The 14,604-nt window shown below is 34.7% G+C and carries 13 protein-coding genes and 1 pseudogene; 4 read left to right on the top strand and 10 right to left on the bottom strand.

The features are described 5' to 3' along the window. Positions 1 to 396: 396 nt before the first annotated feature. The 8 genes from ABID39_RS05550 to tatA form a co-directional block, all read right to left on the bottom strand. On the bottom strand, positions 397 to 783 hold the full coding sequence (locus ABID39_RS05550; RefSeq protein WP_354186848.1) for an Mth938-like domain-containing protein: 387 nt from the start codon (positions 781 to 783) through the stop codon (positions 397 to 399). A 490-nt stretch (positions 784 to 1,273) separates the two neighbouring features. Then, positions 1,274 to 1,726, bottom strand: a complete 453-nt coding sequence (gene yajC / locus ABID39_RS05545) for a preprotein translocase subunit YajC (RefSeq protein WP_354186846.1) — start codon at positions 1,724 to 1,726, stop codon at positions 1,274 to 1,276. 402 nt (positions 1,727 to 2,128) lie between these two features. Next, a complete protein-coding gene (locus ABID39_RS05540; protein ID WP_354186844.1) occupies positions 2,129 to 3,292 on the bottom strand; it encodes a peptidoglycan DD-metalloendopeptidase family protein in 1,164 nt (387 codons plus the stop codon). A 168-nt stretch (positions 3,293 to 3,460) separates the two neighbouring features. Further along, positions 3,461 to 4,120, bottom strand: coding sequence for a protein-L-isoaspartate(D-aspartate) O-methyltransferase (locus ABID39_RS05535; protein WP_354186842.1), 660 nt, complete (start codon positions 4,118 to 4,120; stop codon positions 3,461 to 3,463). 135 nt (positions 4,121 to 4,255) lie between these two features. Continuing rightward, positions 4,256 to 5,533, bottom strand: coding sequence for a serine--tRNA ligase (gene serS / locus ABID39_RS05530; protein WP_354186840.1), 1,278 nt, complete (start codon positions 5,531 to 5,533; stop codon positions 4,256 to 4,258). Between the two features lie 60 nt (positions 5,534 to 5,593). Then, positions 5,594 to 6,376 (bottom strand): twin-arginine translocase subunit TatC, encoded by a 783-nt coding sequence (gene tatC, locus ABID39_RS05525; protein ID WP_354186838.1) that lies wholly within the window; start codon positions 6,374 to 6,376, stop codon positions 5,594 to 5,596. After that, positions 6,366 to 6,812 carry a Sec-independent protein translocase protein TatB gene (tatB, locus tag ABID39_RS05520; RefSeq protein WP_354186836.1) on the bottom strand — a complete coding sequence of 149 codons (447 nt, stop codon included), beginning with the start codon at positions 6,810 to 6,812 and terminating at the stop codon, positions 6,366 to 6,368. The genes tatC and tatB overlap by 11 nt, the downstream gene beginning before the upstream one ends. A gap of 56 nt (positions 6,813 to 6,868) precedes the next feature. Then, positions 6,869 to 7,180 carry a twin-arginine translocase TatA/TatE family subunit gene (gene tatA / locus ABID39_RS05515; protein WP_354186914.1) on the bottom strand — a complete coding sequence of 104 codons (312 nt, stop codon included), beginning with the start codon at positions 7,178 to 7,180 and terminating at the stop codon, positions 6,869 to 6,871. A 968-nt stretch (positions 7,181 to 8,148) separates the two neighbouring features. Here tatA and ABID39_RS05510 point away from each other — a divergent pair. From ABID39_RS05510 to pgsA, 4 genes and pseudogenes are all read left to right on the top strand, one after another. Then, positions 8,149 to 8,283 (top strand): annotated as a pseudogene (locus ABID39_RS05510) (DUF4102 domain-containing protein); the annotation flags it as partial. A gap of 989 nt (positions 8,284 to 9,272) precedes the next feature. Then, a complete protein-coding gene (locus ABID39_RS05505; protein WP_354186834.1) occupies positions 9,273 to 10,127 on the top strand; it encodes a 23S rRNA (adenine(2030)-N(6))-methyltransferase RlmJ in 855 nt (284 codons plus the stop codon). Between the two features lie 406 nt (positions 10,128 to 10,533). Continuing rightward, positions 10,534 to 12,519 (top strand): excinuclease ABC subunit UvrC, encoded by a 1,986-nt coding sequence (uvrC, locus tag ABID39_RS05500; protein WP_354186832.1) that lies wholly within the window; start codon positions 10,534 to 10,536, stop codon positions 12,517 to 12,519. 71 nt (positions 12,520 to 12,590) lie between these two features. Continuing rightward, positions 12,591 to 13,172, top strand: coding sequence for a CDP-diacylglycerol--glycerol-3-phosphate 3-phosphatidyltransferase (gene pgsA / locus ABID39_RS05495; RefSeq protein WP_354186830.1), 582 nt, complete (start codon positions 12,591 to 12,593; stop codon positions 13,170 to 13,172). 97 nt (positions 13,173 to 13,269) lie between these two features. On the opposite strand, the gene ndk is transcribed toward pgsA, so the two are convergent. Both ndk and ABID39_RS05485 read right to left on the bottom strand, forming a co-directional pair. Then, positions 13,270 to 13,692 (bottom strand): nucleoside-diphosphate kinase, encoded by a 423-nt coding sequence (gene ndk, locus ABID39_RS05490; RefSeq protein ID WP_354186828.1) that lies wholly within the window; start codon positions 13,690 to 13,692, stop codon positions 13,270 to 13,272. Between the two features lie 698 nt (positions 13,693 to 14,390). Further along, positions 14,391 to 14,604 (bottom strand): autotransporter outer membrane beta-barrel domain-containing protein (locus tag ABID39_RS05485; RefSeq protein ID WP_354186826.1); only part of this gene is annotated, 214 nt, incomplete at its 5' end.

Genomic DNA, 14,604 nt, shown 5'->3' with positions numbered 1-14,604 from the left:
AGAAGAAAAACATAGTAACAGTATAGAAACTCCACAAATATTATTAAAATCCGTGGATCACATAAATGCTGTTACTGCAACGCTATTGTATCCACCCGCTAAAGAATATCAGATAGAGAAATATCGGAATTATTATATCATTATTATTCTTTTAAGTAAAAACATAACAAAGACTCGTAACAATAAATTAAACACTTTTTACTCCCTATGATATCAATTCAAAACACTTTTTAGATAAATAACAAACAATATGGGACATCTTTAAAGATGTCTTAATCGAAAAATTGCTTTTGAATTGATCAAAACAAATCAAGGATATAGATAAAAATTCTATGGAACAATCACTATCCAATTTTTTTTATTTTAATAAGGACCTTAATTTCATTAAATGATCCATCATTCTACTGCAAATAATAACGCCGCAACTGCACGATCTTCAGCTAGCAAAACATTAAATGTTCGCACCGCTGCTCCTGTATTCATTGTATCTGATGAAATACGCTTTTCCCATAAAAGCGCCCGTAACTCTTCGGGCAATCGTAATAATTCAACGCCTGTACCTATTAACAAAACCTCAATCTCAGATGCTTCTGCTAAAACACGAGATATATCCTCTTGAGTGGGAATAGGTCCTACCATATCGATACCATAAATACCTGATGGTACACAAATAATAGAACCTCTATGTGACATATCAGCAAAACGAAAACCACCATTTCCATAAGCATCAATAGGTGCACGCCCTGGAAAATGCGCTTCACGAATTTGAATTGCATGAAACATAAGTTAAATGTCCTTTATTTTAAAACCCAATTGCATTTTTTTCTCCATCGCTCAGTCAGTAAAAAACAGTCATAAACATTTCTAATTTAATAATAAGCTACATGACAATATTGACTACAAGCTCTTGCATACAAAAATATTACCCTAAAAATGCAACAGGTACTAAATGAAAAATATTTCAGATATTATGAATAAAAAATTGTAATAAAACGCATTAAATACCATATTTTCTAAATATAATTCATTGAAAAATAAACCTCGGCCTATTCTCTAAAAACAAGAAACTTCCCTCATATGAGACAATGACCTTATTCTAAGAACAATGAAAAAACCACTGCCTCCTATGAAAAAACTATTTTTAAAATATTACACAGGAAATAAAATGATTACATCTGTTGATCAACGATAACCCCACTCATACAGTGAAATAACTTTACTCTTTTACATAAGATCTCGTTATTAAAGAACGTAATGAGACTGCAGTTATATTTTAAGATTCATTTTCTTCTGATACTACTTTTTCCTCTTTAGATACGTTCACATTTTTTTTCGTTGTGATTTTAGACTTCGATTTCTGCGATGCTTTTGTTTTAACCACAGGTTTTGATTTTTTCTCTGCAACTGGTTCACCTTTAACACGAACATCAGACAATGTTGAACGGATAACGCGAATACGCATACCCTCACAAATTTCAACCTCTAATTCACCACTTTCGTCGTAAACTTTCGTAACCTTACCAATAATACCACCACCCGTAATAACAGTGTCACCACGACGCACAGCATTAAGCATTTCCTGACGTCTTTTCATTTGCACACGCTGTGGACGAATGATAAAAAAATACATAATTGCAAAAATCAGGATGAATGGGACAAAATTAACAAGTGAGAACCCATTAGAAACACCGCCTGCAGCTTGAGCATAAGCGTTAGTATTAAACATTTTTATCTCCTATAGATTAAACTTCAAGTATTTCACTCTATTTAAATAAAATTTCAGCTCAAAAAAAATCTTAGAGACCCCCTCATACAAAGTGATAACCACACACTGTAATCACAGCTTTACAGAAAGGCAATAAATCTCCTGAAAAAAATAGAAAGACATAAGAAAAAACTCAAAAAAAATAAATCTGTTTCTTCTCTAATATAGCATAAATATGAGCATCATCATCAATCAGAAAATAAATAATACAAAACAATTTTTTTCCTTCTCATAAAGTCAAACTCATCACACCCTTTAAAGAGATATTTTTTACTGAAAGATCATTTGATTTTAATTATATGTGTTTTCTCTTCTTTTGAAACCCATATAAATTATAGATTTTGAAAATAAAGTTATCATAGACTAATTTTCTAAATATTTAATAGGATCGACAGGTAATGAATTTTTACGCACCTCAAAATAGACACGTGGAGTTTTAACATTTCCTGAAAGACCAGATTTAGCAATCTCATCACCACGTCGCACTCTCTGTCCTTTGTTGACAACAAGCTTACTATTACATCCATAAATAGTAATAATATTATCTTCATGTCGAATCATCACAACATTGCCAAGCTCTTTTAATCCATCACTCGCATAAATAACCACACCATTTTCTGCCGCCTTTACTGATGACCCTTCAGGCACAGCAATATCTATTCCTCTATTCGTTGCTGTCCCTTTTTTTTGACCAAACTGGCTTAATAAACGCCCTCGCACTGGCCAACGCATCTTAGAAATTCCCGTAGTTTGTGGAGGAACACTATTATCTGTATTGGTAACAAGATCCGACGGACTAGTTTCATGATTCAATTGCATCATTTGTTGAAAAGAATTTTTCTCAATATTTGGATTTGGCTTGTTCTCTTTCGCAGAAGGTACGCTTGTTACAGGAGTTTTATATATAGGTTGAGCCTTATGCTTTACGGAAGATGTAACTTGAGACTGTAGGGAAGATTCTGTCTTTGATGGTGCTCCATTATCATTATAGGTATTTGAAGCTGCTACCGCACGCCTGCTTGGGAGTATAAGCACCTGACCAATATAAATGGAATTGCTACTTATATTATTTGCTGACTTTAATTCCTCAATACTAATCCCTATTTGCCGTGCAATACTTAACAGTGTATCTCCGCTCTGAACAATGTAAGAGTTTTTCCGACGAGTAGGAGAATTATTCATTTGTGAATGGGAAAGAGTTCCAAGATTACGTGGCGGTGCCCCCATAATTCGACTATCAGGAGAAGACATCTCATTTTGTTGTGGAGAATTATACGAAGTATTATCGTCAGACCATGAATTATCACTGCGCTCCACAGGTGGCAATTCAGTGCTTTCTATCGTACCACCATACGATAATCGTGGATCTGTAGACATATTCGATCGCGTAGGAACTGAATTATCAGAAAAAGTATTAGAGAAACGTTGCGTACTAGAACTACACCCCGCCAAAACCATAACCACCACTAAAAAAGCCACTTTCTGAAAATTATACAGAAAGATATTACCAAAAACTTTTAAACACATGGTTTTACTCACTCATCAATACTCAACTCATTCTATTAAAGCTTTTTAATCTTACCTAAGAGTTAAAATCAGATATTTTATTCATAAATACCTTTATAATAAGATCAAAACGAATTTATTATAGATTACGAAAATCAAATAATTCACGCCCTGCTTTCATTGAAAAAATTAAAGCACTTCTGCAATATTTGGAATAAAGGGTTGATAACGTACTTGAAACATTTCTAAACGTTCAAATCGACTGCCAATTTTTGTATAGCACGTCATCATTTGCACCCCTTCATCAGGCCCTATAGCTTGAATGAGCATCCCATTCTCAGCTAAAAGTTCTAAAGATTCTTTTGGTTCATCAGGACGTGATGGCCAAATAAGAATACGATCAAATGTTCCCAAACCTGTAACATTACAACTTCCATCAAGTTGGCGTATAATAATATTTTCAATCCCCAAAATTTGAAATTTTTGACGCGCTAAACCAACAAGTGTTTTATAACGATCAATTGTTGTCACACGATCGCTCAAACTCGCCATAATGGCAGTACAAAAGCCAGATCCTGTACCAATTTCTAAGACACGATGCTTTTTCTTCAATGATAATGCAAAAAGAACTAAGAGCTGTTCTTCCAAACGCTCAATATATTCACCACACTCAATAGGAATAATTTTATTATCATAAGCACTGTTAAACCATGGAGAAGCCATGAAATGTTGACGCGGAATTTTCTCAATTGCCTTAAAAAAGCGAACATCATCAATTCCTTTGCTGCGCATTTTCAGTACAAGACCTGCCAATTCCTCATGAAATCGTAAAGTACTATTCTGCTCCATATTATCATTTGATCTCCAATAGAGTAATATCCTTATTGTTGTACATACAACTCACTCTTTTTAAAATGGTAAAACTTCGCGTTGGCATATCATTACTTTCAACAATAGAGATATATCCATTTTCTTGTTGCAAAATTAAGCAGTAATACAACGCATACCTTTCATATATGGTTGTAAAACATCCGGTACAATAATAGACCCATCAGCCTGCTGATAATTCTCAAGAATCGCGATCAGACAACGCCCAATCGCCGTACCAGAACCATTAAGACTATGAACGAAATGCAATGCTTTATCACCTTCCTTACGATATCGTGCATTCATGCGTCGCCCTTGAAAATCTCCACAAACTGAACAACTGGAAATTTCACGATAGCACCCTTGTCCAGGAAGCCAAACTTCAATATCATAAGTTTTACGTGCGGCAAACCCCATATCACCTGTAGAAAGAACCATTGTGCGAAAAGGCAAACTAAGGCGTTTCAACACATCTTCTGCACATTCTGTCATACGCTCCAGTTCCGTTAAAGACTGCTCTTCAGTGGTAATCGATACCATTTCCACCTTCCAAAATTGGTGTTGACGTAACATACCACGCGTATCACGACCTGCAGCGCCAGCCTCTGAACGAAAACAAGGAGTTAAAGAAGAAAAGCGCAGTGGTAAATCCGATATCTCAAGAATTTCACTGTTTACCAAATTGGTTAAAGGTACTTCTGCTGTAGAAATAAGCCACCGACCATCTGTTGTTCGAAAAAGATCATCAGAAAACTTTGGCAACTGTGCAGCTCCGTAAACGACCTCTTCACGAACAAGAAGAGGTACCGAAACTTCTGTATAACCATGCTCCTCAACATGCACATCAAGCATAAATTGGCCCAATGCACGCTCAAGCCGTGCCAATGCCCCTGAAAGCACTGTAAAACGAGTTCCCGATAAACGGCTTGCTCGTTCAAAATCCATCTGTTTAAGATTTTGACCAAGGTCAAAATGCTCTTTTGGTGTAAAGTCAAACTTTTGTGGTGTACCAAAATATCGAATAACAACATTATCATTTTCATCTTTTCCCTCTGGAACATCATCCAATGGGATGTTTGGGAGAACAGAAAGAGCTATTTCAAAATTCTCTGTCAATTGCTTTTCTTCCGCTGTAGCAGAAGAAAGGAAATCTTTAATCTCTTCAATCTCAGCTTTAAGATGTTCCACCATTTTTTGATCACACGCTGCTAAGGCATGCCCTATTTCTTTTGAAATAGCATTGCGGCGTTCCTGCGCAGCTTGCACTTTAGCAACATATAAACGACGCTCAAGATCAAGTTTTATTAATCTTTCTGCTTGCGGCTCAAGACCTCTCTTTATCAGCGCTGCATCTAACTTTTCAGGGTGTTCACGAATCCACTTAATATCAAGCATCAAAATTCCTCATTTACATCGTTTTTATCCGTTTCCTCTCACACAAGAGATAAACTTTTCTTAAGAGGTTTTTTTTCTTTTTTCTATACAATAAGCAATTAAAATTGAAATCTCGTAAAGAGCTATCGTTGGCAAAGCTACTGCAAACATAGTAAAAAAATCCGATGGAGTAACTATCGCCGCAATTATAAAAGAGATGAGGACAGCCCATTTTCGCTTAGTCACCAAACTACGAGATGTTAAAAACCCAACTTTTATTAAAAGACTGGTAATAAGAGGTAATTGAAAAATCAAACCAAAAATTAAAACAAACGATGTCATGAAACTCAAATAATCAGAGATACGGACGATAAACTCTATCCTTAAATGAACATCAGGAAGAAATTGTTGAGAAAGGCTAAACCAAAGTATTATCGGCGCTAATAGAGCATAAACAAAAGCTCCCCCAAGACAAAATAAAACTGGTCCACTAATGAGAAATGGTAAAAAAACCATGCGCTCATTTTTATAAAGTCCTGGTGCAATAAAGCTATAAAACTGAAAAGCTGTATAAGGAAAGGATAAAATAGCTGCTCCAAAAGCGGACAGTTTCATTTTTGTTAAAAAAGTTTCCCATACTTGCGTTGATTGTAAACGAATGTTCTCAGGATTACCACCTGATATTTTCATCGCCCATTGATAAGGCCATATCAAAAAAGTTAAAATATAATCTTTGATAAAAAAACAAATAATAAAAGCTATCAAAAATACAATGAGAGTTGCCACAATTCGCTGACGAAGTTCAATCAAATGTTCTAAAAGCGACGCCATACTGGCATCAACTTCATCTTTCTTAACACTCATGATGTGCCTTTTTATTTTTAAAAGTTGCGGCTCTCCCCTCAGATGCATTATGATCAATAGAGATTTTTAAATCTTCATTGACTTTATCTTGATCACATCTAAAAAATTCTTCATCTTTTTTTGATTTATGATGTGCTGCGTTTTTACCACAACCATCACGAATCTCCTCTCCTGTACCGTGAATGGAATCACAAAATTCTGTCAATTTCTTAGTTGAATTAAGATTATTGATATCTGAGAATGTCTTTCGCAAATCATCAAGCTCAGCTTGCTTCATTGCATCATCAAATTGACGACGAAATTCATTCGCTGTCGAGCGCATATACGCTATTGCCTTTGCCATTGCCTTAAGAAATTTAGGTAAATCTTTTGGTCCAACCACGACAATGAGAACAAGTAAGATCACGAGAAACTCTAGTCCGTCAATCCCAAACATCGCTTATACTCGACTTCCTTATTTAAAAAATATGTGTAATTATGATTATTTCTTTATTATTTTACGCGCTGTCTTTTAGCAACAGAGGTCTTATTTCCCTTAGAGGAAGAAGAGTTTTTGTTGTGCGCTACCGCACGCTTTACCGATAATGGCTGAGATTGTTGAAGTTTAACATCAACTGTATTAGAATCATTAACCATTTTAATTTTACCCTCAATACTGTCCTCTTCTTCCTTTATATTCTTCTTAAAAGATTTAATTCCCTTAGCAACATCGCCCATTAGTTCAGAAACCTTACCACGCCCGAAAAGTACAAGGATGACCAGTAAAATTAAAATCAAATGCGTTGGTGAAAATATATTACCCATCATTCTCTCTCTGCTGTTAAATTGGATCTCATTTATTTATGCCCATCTTTGGAAGAATACTCCCAATACAATCATATCTTATTTTATATTTTCTTCTCAAATTAAAGGCAATTACATGCTTTTATTGTAAACTAAATTTTAAACCTTTCCTTTATGTTTTACCTATTATCACAAACGAAGATAAGTTAAAAACGACAAAATACTTCAAACAAAATTCAAAAAGCTTAAAACTCTTCTCTTATAGCATCCCCATCTGATACATTGGGTGATGAGATTGTCTTGTAAGCCGCTATACACATTCTTCAATACTTTCTCTTTTTTAAAATGGCGTTATCTATGCAACCACGCATATCTCTTGTAAATTACCATTACCAATGAAGAACAGTATCACAACCTGATAAAAAATTACGGTTCAATCTGAAAGATTTTTCAAAACTTAATCCCTAAAGGGGCTTTATATAATCTTATGACACTAAAAATTTGTAAAAACTTATTTTCTTACAAATAATATTTTCAATCATTGTTTTAGACAGTATTGCATGAACTTATTACAAACTTTTTCATAAACAATATGAACCGTTATTGCAGCTGATAAATCAGCTAAAGTTTTAAAAACATAAAATCATACCTTTCCAAAAGATAAATAGTACATCAACATGTGCTCACTCATAATAATATGCCTCGGATAGTGATCAACTATATCCGAGAACATGTTTTATAACTGAAGCTATTCCTTAATAAGCTCCTAAAACAGCTGCACTTCCTAAAACCATAACTTTTTCTGGATTTTGAGCATAATATATTAATTTATAATGATAATTTAGCGTTATTCATATTGAATTAGAATCCCGAATAACGTAAGATTCTCTCATTTCAAACCTATTTATATTGCATCAATCAAAACCATTCGCTTGCACGTTACAAGTAGAATGAGCGTGTGAATCAAATTTATAAAAAAAGGAATAAAAATGGCTCTTATGGATCCTCTTAATGCAAGAGCTATCGCAACGTTGGGAGATGGCAAATATAATGATGGTTCTAGCTTGCTCTTCCATAAGCGTAAAGATAGAGATACTCAATGGATTTACCATTATATCATTCATAAGCCACAATTCCTATAATATCATGTGCGTCCTCACAGGAATATTTAGAACAGCAAGACAATAAGCATTGATGCTAAACTCCACTTCAATCAACAACATGAAGTCGTAATATAACTTATGCAGTATGCCTTCTTTCTCTTGATCTCTTTTGTAAAACTCTCCCAATGTTGCAGATTTTGGATAATGAGCTACCAGAAGAAGAAGCAGAAGCAAACGCTATCTCCCTTCCTTCTTGATCAATAAAAATTAAAGCTCAAAACTTATTGTGCTCCATAATGAAAGCTTTTTATTCATCTTTTAAAACAACACAAAGAATATCAATAATCTCTTATTTTTTTGACATAAATCATATATCTCATGCCAATTTTAAAGCTATATTTTAATATTATATAACAACTGAGCAATTTATTAATACATCATGTAATAGCACATATTCAACCAATCAAAGCCATTACTTTAAATGGCTCACCTATCAAAAATTTGCCATCCATTCACGAGTACTTTTTACTACTTTTTTCATAAAATTATATTGGTTCTCTTCAAGAAAGGAGATGCTCAATTCACAGCATTTTCATCAGATATTTACAATGTATTGATTTTCAAATAATGAGAAAAATTAATGTGCAAATGAGATCTAAAATCTTCGATGAATTTCATTGGTACTTCCGTTAAGTTGTGTTTTCTATTTTCCTCTTTTTGAAACAAAACTAAAAAACTTTTACAAAGATGAATGATACATGCTTCCATTACAGCCTTTTCTCTTTTCCTATTCATATTCTGAGAAAAAATTAAAATTTTAATTCTCATTCATACAAACTATATGAATATAAAAACAGAGTGAAGCATTGCTATGACATTGATATTTTTCTAAGCGTCTATGCTTTTTGACTATTATGTGATCTCGACACTAAATTTTTTGTTGATACAAAATAAGTATTTTATGTTAATAAGGATATTTGATGCAATCATACATATAATAGAATTTATTCATGAATTATCGGCATATCTATCATGCTGGCAATTTTGCCGATGTTTTTAAACATATTATTGTTACCCGTATCGTAGAATATCTAAAACGCAAGGAAAAAGCTTTTCGTGTTATAGATACGCATGCTGGCATTGGCATTTATAATCTCTCTTCTGCAGAAGCGGAAAAAACAGGAGAATGGCGCGAAGGTGTTCAACGCCTTCTTTCAACTCCTATTCCAGAAAATTTAAAAGCACTTCTTCATCCATGGTATGATATAATTGATACCCTCAATAAGGGAAGAAAAAAAATCCTATTCTACCCTGGATCTCCCATTCTTATCCGTCAATTACTGCGTAGACAAGATCGACTAACTGCCATTGAATTACACGATGAAGATTATCATATTCTAGCAAAAAATTTCGCCGGTGATTATCAAACAAAAACTCTGCATTTGGATGGTTGGCTTTCTTTAAATGCGCATTTGCCACCAAAAGAAAAACGTGGATTGATTCTCGTTGATCCTCCTTTTGAAAAACCTGGCGAATTTTCCCGTCTTGTTGAGGGGCTGATGAAAGCATATCGCCGTTTCCCTGGAGGAATCTATGCTTTATGGTATCCTGTGAAATATGATAAAGAAATTAAAAATTTTCTTCACGCACTTCATCAAACACAAATTCCAAAAATTCTGCAACTTGAAATGCGTATTCGAAAAAGCTCAATATCACCTACAATGAATGGAAGTGGTATGATCCTTATCAATCCTCCTTATCTTCTTGAAGAAGAAATAAAAACACTTAGACCTTTTCTTCTTTCTCGCCTTGGGCAAGATGAAAATGCGCAAATAATCCATAAATGTCTCCAGAAGGAGTTTTAATGTAAGATACTCCACTTTAAACTAAAATCATTTTTCAAAAAAATAAACGGCATTAAGCAACTTAGAAATATTACATACCGTCACTTCTCTGCACTTTTAAACCATATTAGTCCTAACACACTTCAGAGTTAGAAGCATAGATTCGATTTTTTTCTCATAAAACCTATTTTAATGCTATCTCTTATCGTCATAGCTTTATCATTCCCGTCATCAAGAAATAAAGTTAGAAAACTGATAAGATATTTTTAGAGACAACCATCATGCTCTTTATAAAAAGTAATTATTCAATAATTGCACGACATCATAATGCGTTATTTATAAAAAAATGATCATCAACACATAAATGATAATACTGAACAAAAAGAGTATTTTGTATGAAAAAATAAAACATATGCGGATAAACTAAATGATCCTAAAAAATAATACAGCCCATCCTACAAATGAACAAGAAAAGCTCCCTTTTCTCTTTAACGTTGCATGGGATAATATTTACCAAGGAAATCATAGAAATCAATTCAAAGGAACTAAACTCATACAAGAATTTGTTAAATATCTTCCGCATAAGCCAGGGGTTTATCGAATGGTTGATGAAAATGGTGATATTCTCTATGTCGGAAAAGCACGTAATCTTAAAAAACGCGTCGCAAACTATGCACGCGAACAAGGACACAATAATCGTATTACCCGCATGATTCATGCAACATCTCATATGGAATTTATTGTTACCAAGACAGAAACAGAAGCACTCCTTTTAGAAGCTAATCTTATCAAGAGATTACATCCGCGTTTTAATGTGCTGCTGCGTGACGATAAAAGCTTTCCTTATATCATTATCACCCATGATCATCGAGCACCTGCACTTTACAAACACCGTGGATCTCGAACAAGAAAAGCCCATTATTTTGGCCCTTTTGCTTCTTCAAGTGCGGTAACACAAACAATACATGTTTTACAACGTGCCTTTTTATTACGAACCTGTACTGATTCAGTATTTGAAAACCGTACGCGCCCCTGTTTGCTCTATCAAATTAAGCGATGTTCTGCCCCCTGTACAAACGAAATTAATGAGAACGATTATAGAGAACTGGTGAGAGAAGCAAAAGCTTTTCTTTCAGGGAAAAGCCAATCTGTTAAAAATGATATGGTGCACGCTATGCATCAAGCAGCAGAAAACCTCGATTTTGAACAAGCAGCAGCCTATCGTGACCGATTATCAGCTCTTTCTCATATACAAAGCCATCAAGGCATCAATCCTCAAACAATACAAGAAGCAGATGTATTTGCAATTGCACAACAAGGGGGAATAACCTGCATACAAGTATTTTTTTTCCGCATGGGACAAAATTGGGGAAACCGAGCCTATTTTCCTAAAGCAGATTCCTCTTTTTCTCGTACTGAAATTTTAGCAAGTTTTCTTGCCCAATTTTATGATGATAAACCATTGCCAAAACTTATTCTTTTATCTGAAGAACTCGAAGAAAAGGCACTTCTTACCGAAGCATTCAGTCTAAAAGCAAATCGTAAAATATTTCTCTCTTTACCCAAGAAAGGTGAACGAAAAACTCTTGTTAATCATGCCTATATGAATGCTCATGAAGCACTTGGACGCAAGCTTTCTGAAACAATAACAGATACAAAATTACTTCAAGAACTTACTCAAATATTCCAATTGCCTCGCGCTCCATGCCGTATAGAAGTCTATGATAATTCTCATATTATGGGAACAAATGCAGTAGGTGCAATGATTGTAGCAGGACAAAAAGGGTTTATGAAAAATCAATACCGCAAATTCAACATCTGTTCGACTGATATCACACCTGGTGATGATTTTGGCATGATGAAAGAAGTCATCAAACGAAGATTTTCACGTCTTCTCAAAGAACATGATCTGCCTCATGAAAGTAACAGCACAAAAAGTAAAGATGATGATATTTTTCCTATTTGGCCTGATCTTATATTAATCGATGGTGGCGAAGGACAGATAAAAAGTGTACATACGGTATTATCTGAATTAAAATTAGATACTTTTATCACGGTTATTGGAATAGCGAAAGGTATTGACCGTAACGCAGGACGAGAACGTTTTTTTATAAAAGGCAAAGCACCCTTTACACTTCCTCCACGTGACCCTATACTTTATTTTCTGCAACGTCTACGTGATGAAGCACATCGTTTTGCTGTTGGGGCACACAGAACAAAACGAAAAAAAGCAACATTTACAAATCCACTTGATGAAATTGAAGATATTGGTCCGATAAGAAAGCGTGCGCTACTTCATCATTTTGGAAGTGCTAAGGCTGTTGCCGGTGCTTCACTCGAAGATTTAACAAAAGTTACGGGAATTTCTGTTACAATTGCAAAAAAAATTCATAACTATTTTAACGAAAAATAAGCTTGTTTCATAAACCGTGCCTTGTTACGTTTATGACATAAATCATTTTTTTAAGAATTGAAAATGGCTCTATGAAAAATCATACTTTTTCTTTCCCCAATATTTTAACTTATGCACGTATCGTAGCGGTGCCAATGGTTGTTGCATGCTTTTTTCTAGAAGGACGATTGCAATCAAGCGATATTGCACGCTGGGTTGCTGTTTCCATTTTTATTGTTGCGTCTATTACTGACTTTCTTGATGGATATCTCGCTCGTATTTGGGAACAAACATCCAATATTGGTCGCATGTTAGACCCAATTGCAGATAAGCTGCTTGTATCCGCCTGTTTACTATTACTTGCCGCAGACAGTACTATTGCCGGTTGGACATTATGGGCAGCCATTATTATTCTTTGCCGAGAAATTCTTGTATCGGGATTACGTGAATATTTGGCTGAATTGAAAGTCAGCGTTCCTGTCTCTCGTCTCGCAAAATGGAAAACTTTTGTACAGATGATCGCTATCATCTTTCTCTTAGCAGGACCATCTGGTAATAAAATTTTTGCTTACACAGTGGAATTTGGAATCACTATGCTATGGATTTCTGCTCTCCTCACCTTGTGGACAGGGTGGGATTATTTTCGTGCAGGCTTAAAGCATGTTATCACATGAAAAACTATAATCCTTACAAAGCTTTTCAAAGAAATCTATAATCCTATTAAAAAATCCCAAACTCATGGTTTTGGGATTTTTTTCATATATTGCTTTTTTAACCAACAATTTCCATCTCGGAAAACCAAAAAGCGATTTCTTCCTTAGCAGTTTCAGCGCTATCTGAACCATGAACAGAATTTTCGCCAATCGATAAAGCGTGGACTTTACGAATCGTCCCCTCCTGTGCATCCATAGGATTGGTAGCCCCCATTACTTCACGATTTTTAGCGATTGCATTTTCACCTTCTAAAACCTGTACAACTGTTGGACCAGAAGACATAAATTCGACTAACTCACCAAAAAATGGGCGATCTCTATGCACTGCATAAAATCTTTCAGCTTCACGCTGACTCATCCACACACGTTTAGACGCAACAACACGCAATCCTGCATCCTCAAGCATTTTTATAATTGCTCCCGTCAAATTACGACCTGTTGCATCTGGTTTAATCATCGAAAAAGTACGTTCTACAGCCATTTGACCACCTTTACTAATTTATAACATTATCTGGCTGTTCTATAGCGAGCAAGAAGCCTTTTGCCAAGGGACTGTAAAAACTCCGCTCTAACTTTTAAAAATATGCATTGGGTAATGTTTCAATACATAAAAGAAATACTCACAATGCTTGATTGCATCATTATGACAATACATTGATTCATAATGATAATTTATCGTTTTCTATATTGAATAAAAAATGAACATTGTAAGATTGTATTTTAAACCTATCTATGTTGAATCAAACAAAACTATTTACCTGAACGTCATTGGCATGAGGAAAAACTAATAAAAAAGACTAAAAATTCTTTTATGAAATGTTTAAATGCAAAGGCTACTGCAACACCACAAGCAAGAAAATAGAATGATGGTGCTGGCTTGTGCTTTGCAAAAGTAATACTCAATGACCTTATATCATTTACAGGCACTCTTAGGAAATAAGCTTGGAAACACTTAGATATGTTTCTGAAAACATCAACATCACCCCCCCTTACAATGTTAAACTCTTCGGATACCCTGTAAATTCTTCTCTTCAAAAGAGCTATTCAACAGAAAAATATACAAAAACAATAATAAGTGATATACATTCCTGTAAAAAACAACACCTCCCAAGAATAGTTCTCAATACCGAGCGCTTAACTTCCCACCTCCCCCAGCTTATAAAATAATAAAATACACTGCTAGAAACTATAGCGTACACCTAAAATACCCTGAAAAGCCTGTTTCGTTTTATGACCTTTAACATAATGGGCTTGCGCATAGAGTTTTAATTTGTCACTGACTAAACTGCTTAAACCAACTCCTAACTTACCTGCATTCCCTGATAAGTCCGTGATAAATTGATGCTGATGATTAATCTCTGTCTTATTATCATCTTTATTCTCACGCAACCAT

The sequence above is a fragment of the Bartonella japonica genome, assembly GCF_040545385.1.
GTDB classification, from domain to species: domain Bacteria; phylum Pseudomonadota; class Alphaproteobacteria; order Rhizobiales; family Rhizobiaceae; genus Bartonella; species Bartonella japonica.
This window is presented reverse-complemented; position numbering and strand designations above follow the sequence as displayed.

Coding starts and splice junctions, on each gene's coding strand:
- ABID39_RS05550 (WP_354186848.1), bottom strand. CDS start 783: ATGTTTCATGCAATTCAAATTCGTGAAGCGCATTTTCCAGGGCGTGCA.
- yajC (WP_354186846.1), bottom strand. CDS start 1,726: ATGTTTAATACTAACGCTTATGCTCAAGCTGCAGGCGGTGTTTCTAAT.
- ABID39_RS05540 (WP_354186844.1), bottom strand. CDS start 3,292: ATGTGTTTAAAAGTTTTTGGTAATATCTTTCTGTATAATTTTCAGAAA.
- ABID39_RS05535 (WP_354186842.1), bottom strand. CDS start 4,120: ATGGAGCAGAATAGTACTTTACGATTTCATGAGGAATTGGCAGGTCTT.
- serS (WP_354186840.1), bottom strand. CDS start 5,533: ATGCTTGATATTAAGTGGATTCGTGAACACCCTGAAAAGTTAGATGCA.
- tatC (WP_354186838.1), bottom strand. CDS start 6,376: ATGAGTGTTAAGAAAGATGAAGTTGATGCCAGTATGGCGTCGCTTTTA.
- tatB (WP_354186836.1), bottom strand. CDS start 6,812: ATGTTTGGGATTGACGGACTAGAGTTTCTCGTGATCTTACTTGTTCTC.
- tatA (WP_354186914.1), bottom strand. CDS start 7,180: ATGGGTAATATATTTTCACCAACGCATTTGATTTTAATTTTACTGGTC.
- ABID39_RS05505 (WP_354186834.1), top strand. CDS start 9,273: ATGAATTATCGGCATATCTATCATGCTGGCAATTTTGCCGATGTTTTT.
- uvrC (WP_354186832.1), top strand. CDS start 10,534: ATGATCCTAAAAAATAATACAGCCCATCCTACAAATGAACAAGAAAAG.
- pgsA (WP_354186830.1), top strand. CDS start 12,591: ATGAAAAATCATACTTTTTCTTTCCCCAATATTTTAACTTATGCACGT.
- ndk (WP_354186828.1), bottom strand. CDS start 13,692: ATGGCTGTAGAACGTACTTTTTCGATGATTAAACCAGATGCAACAGGT.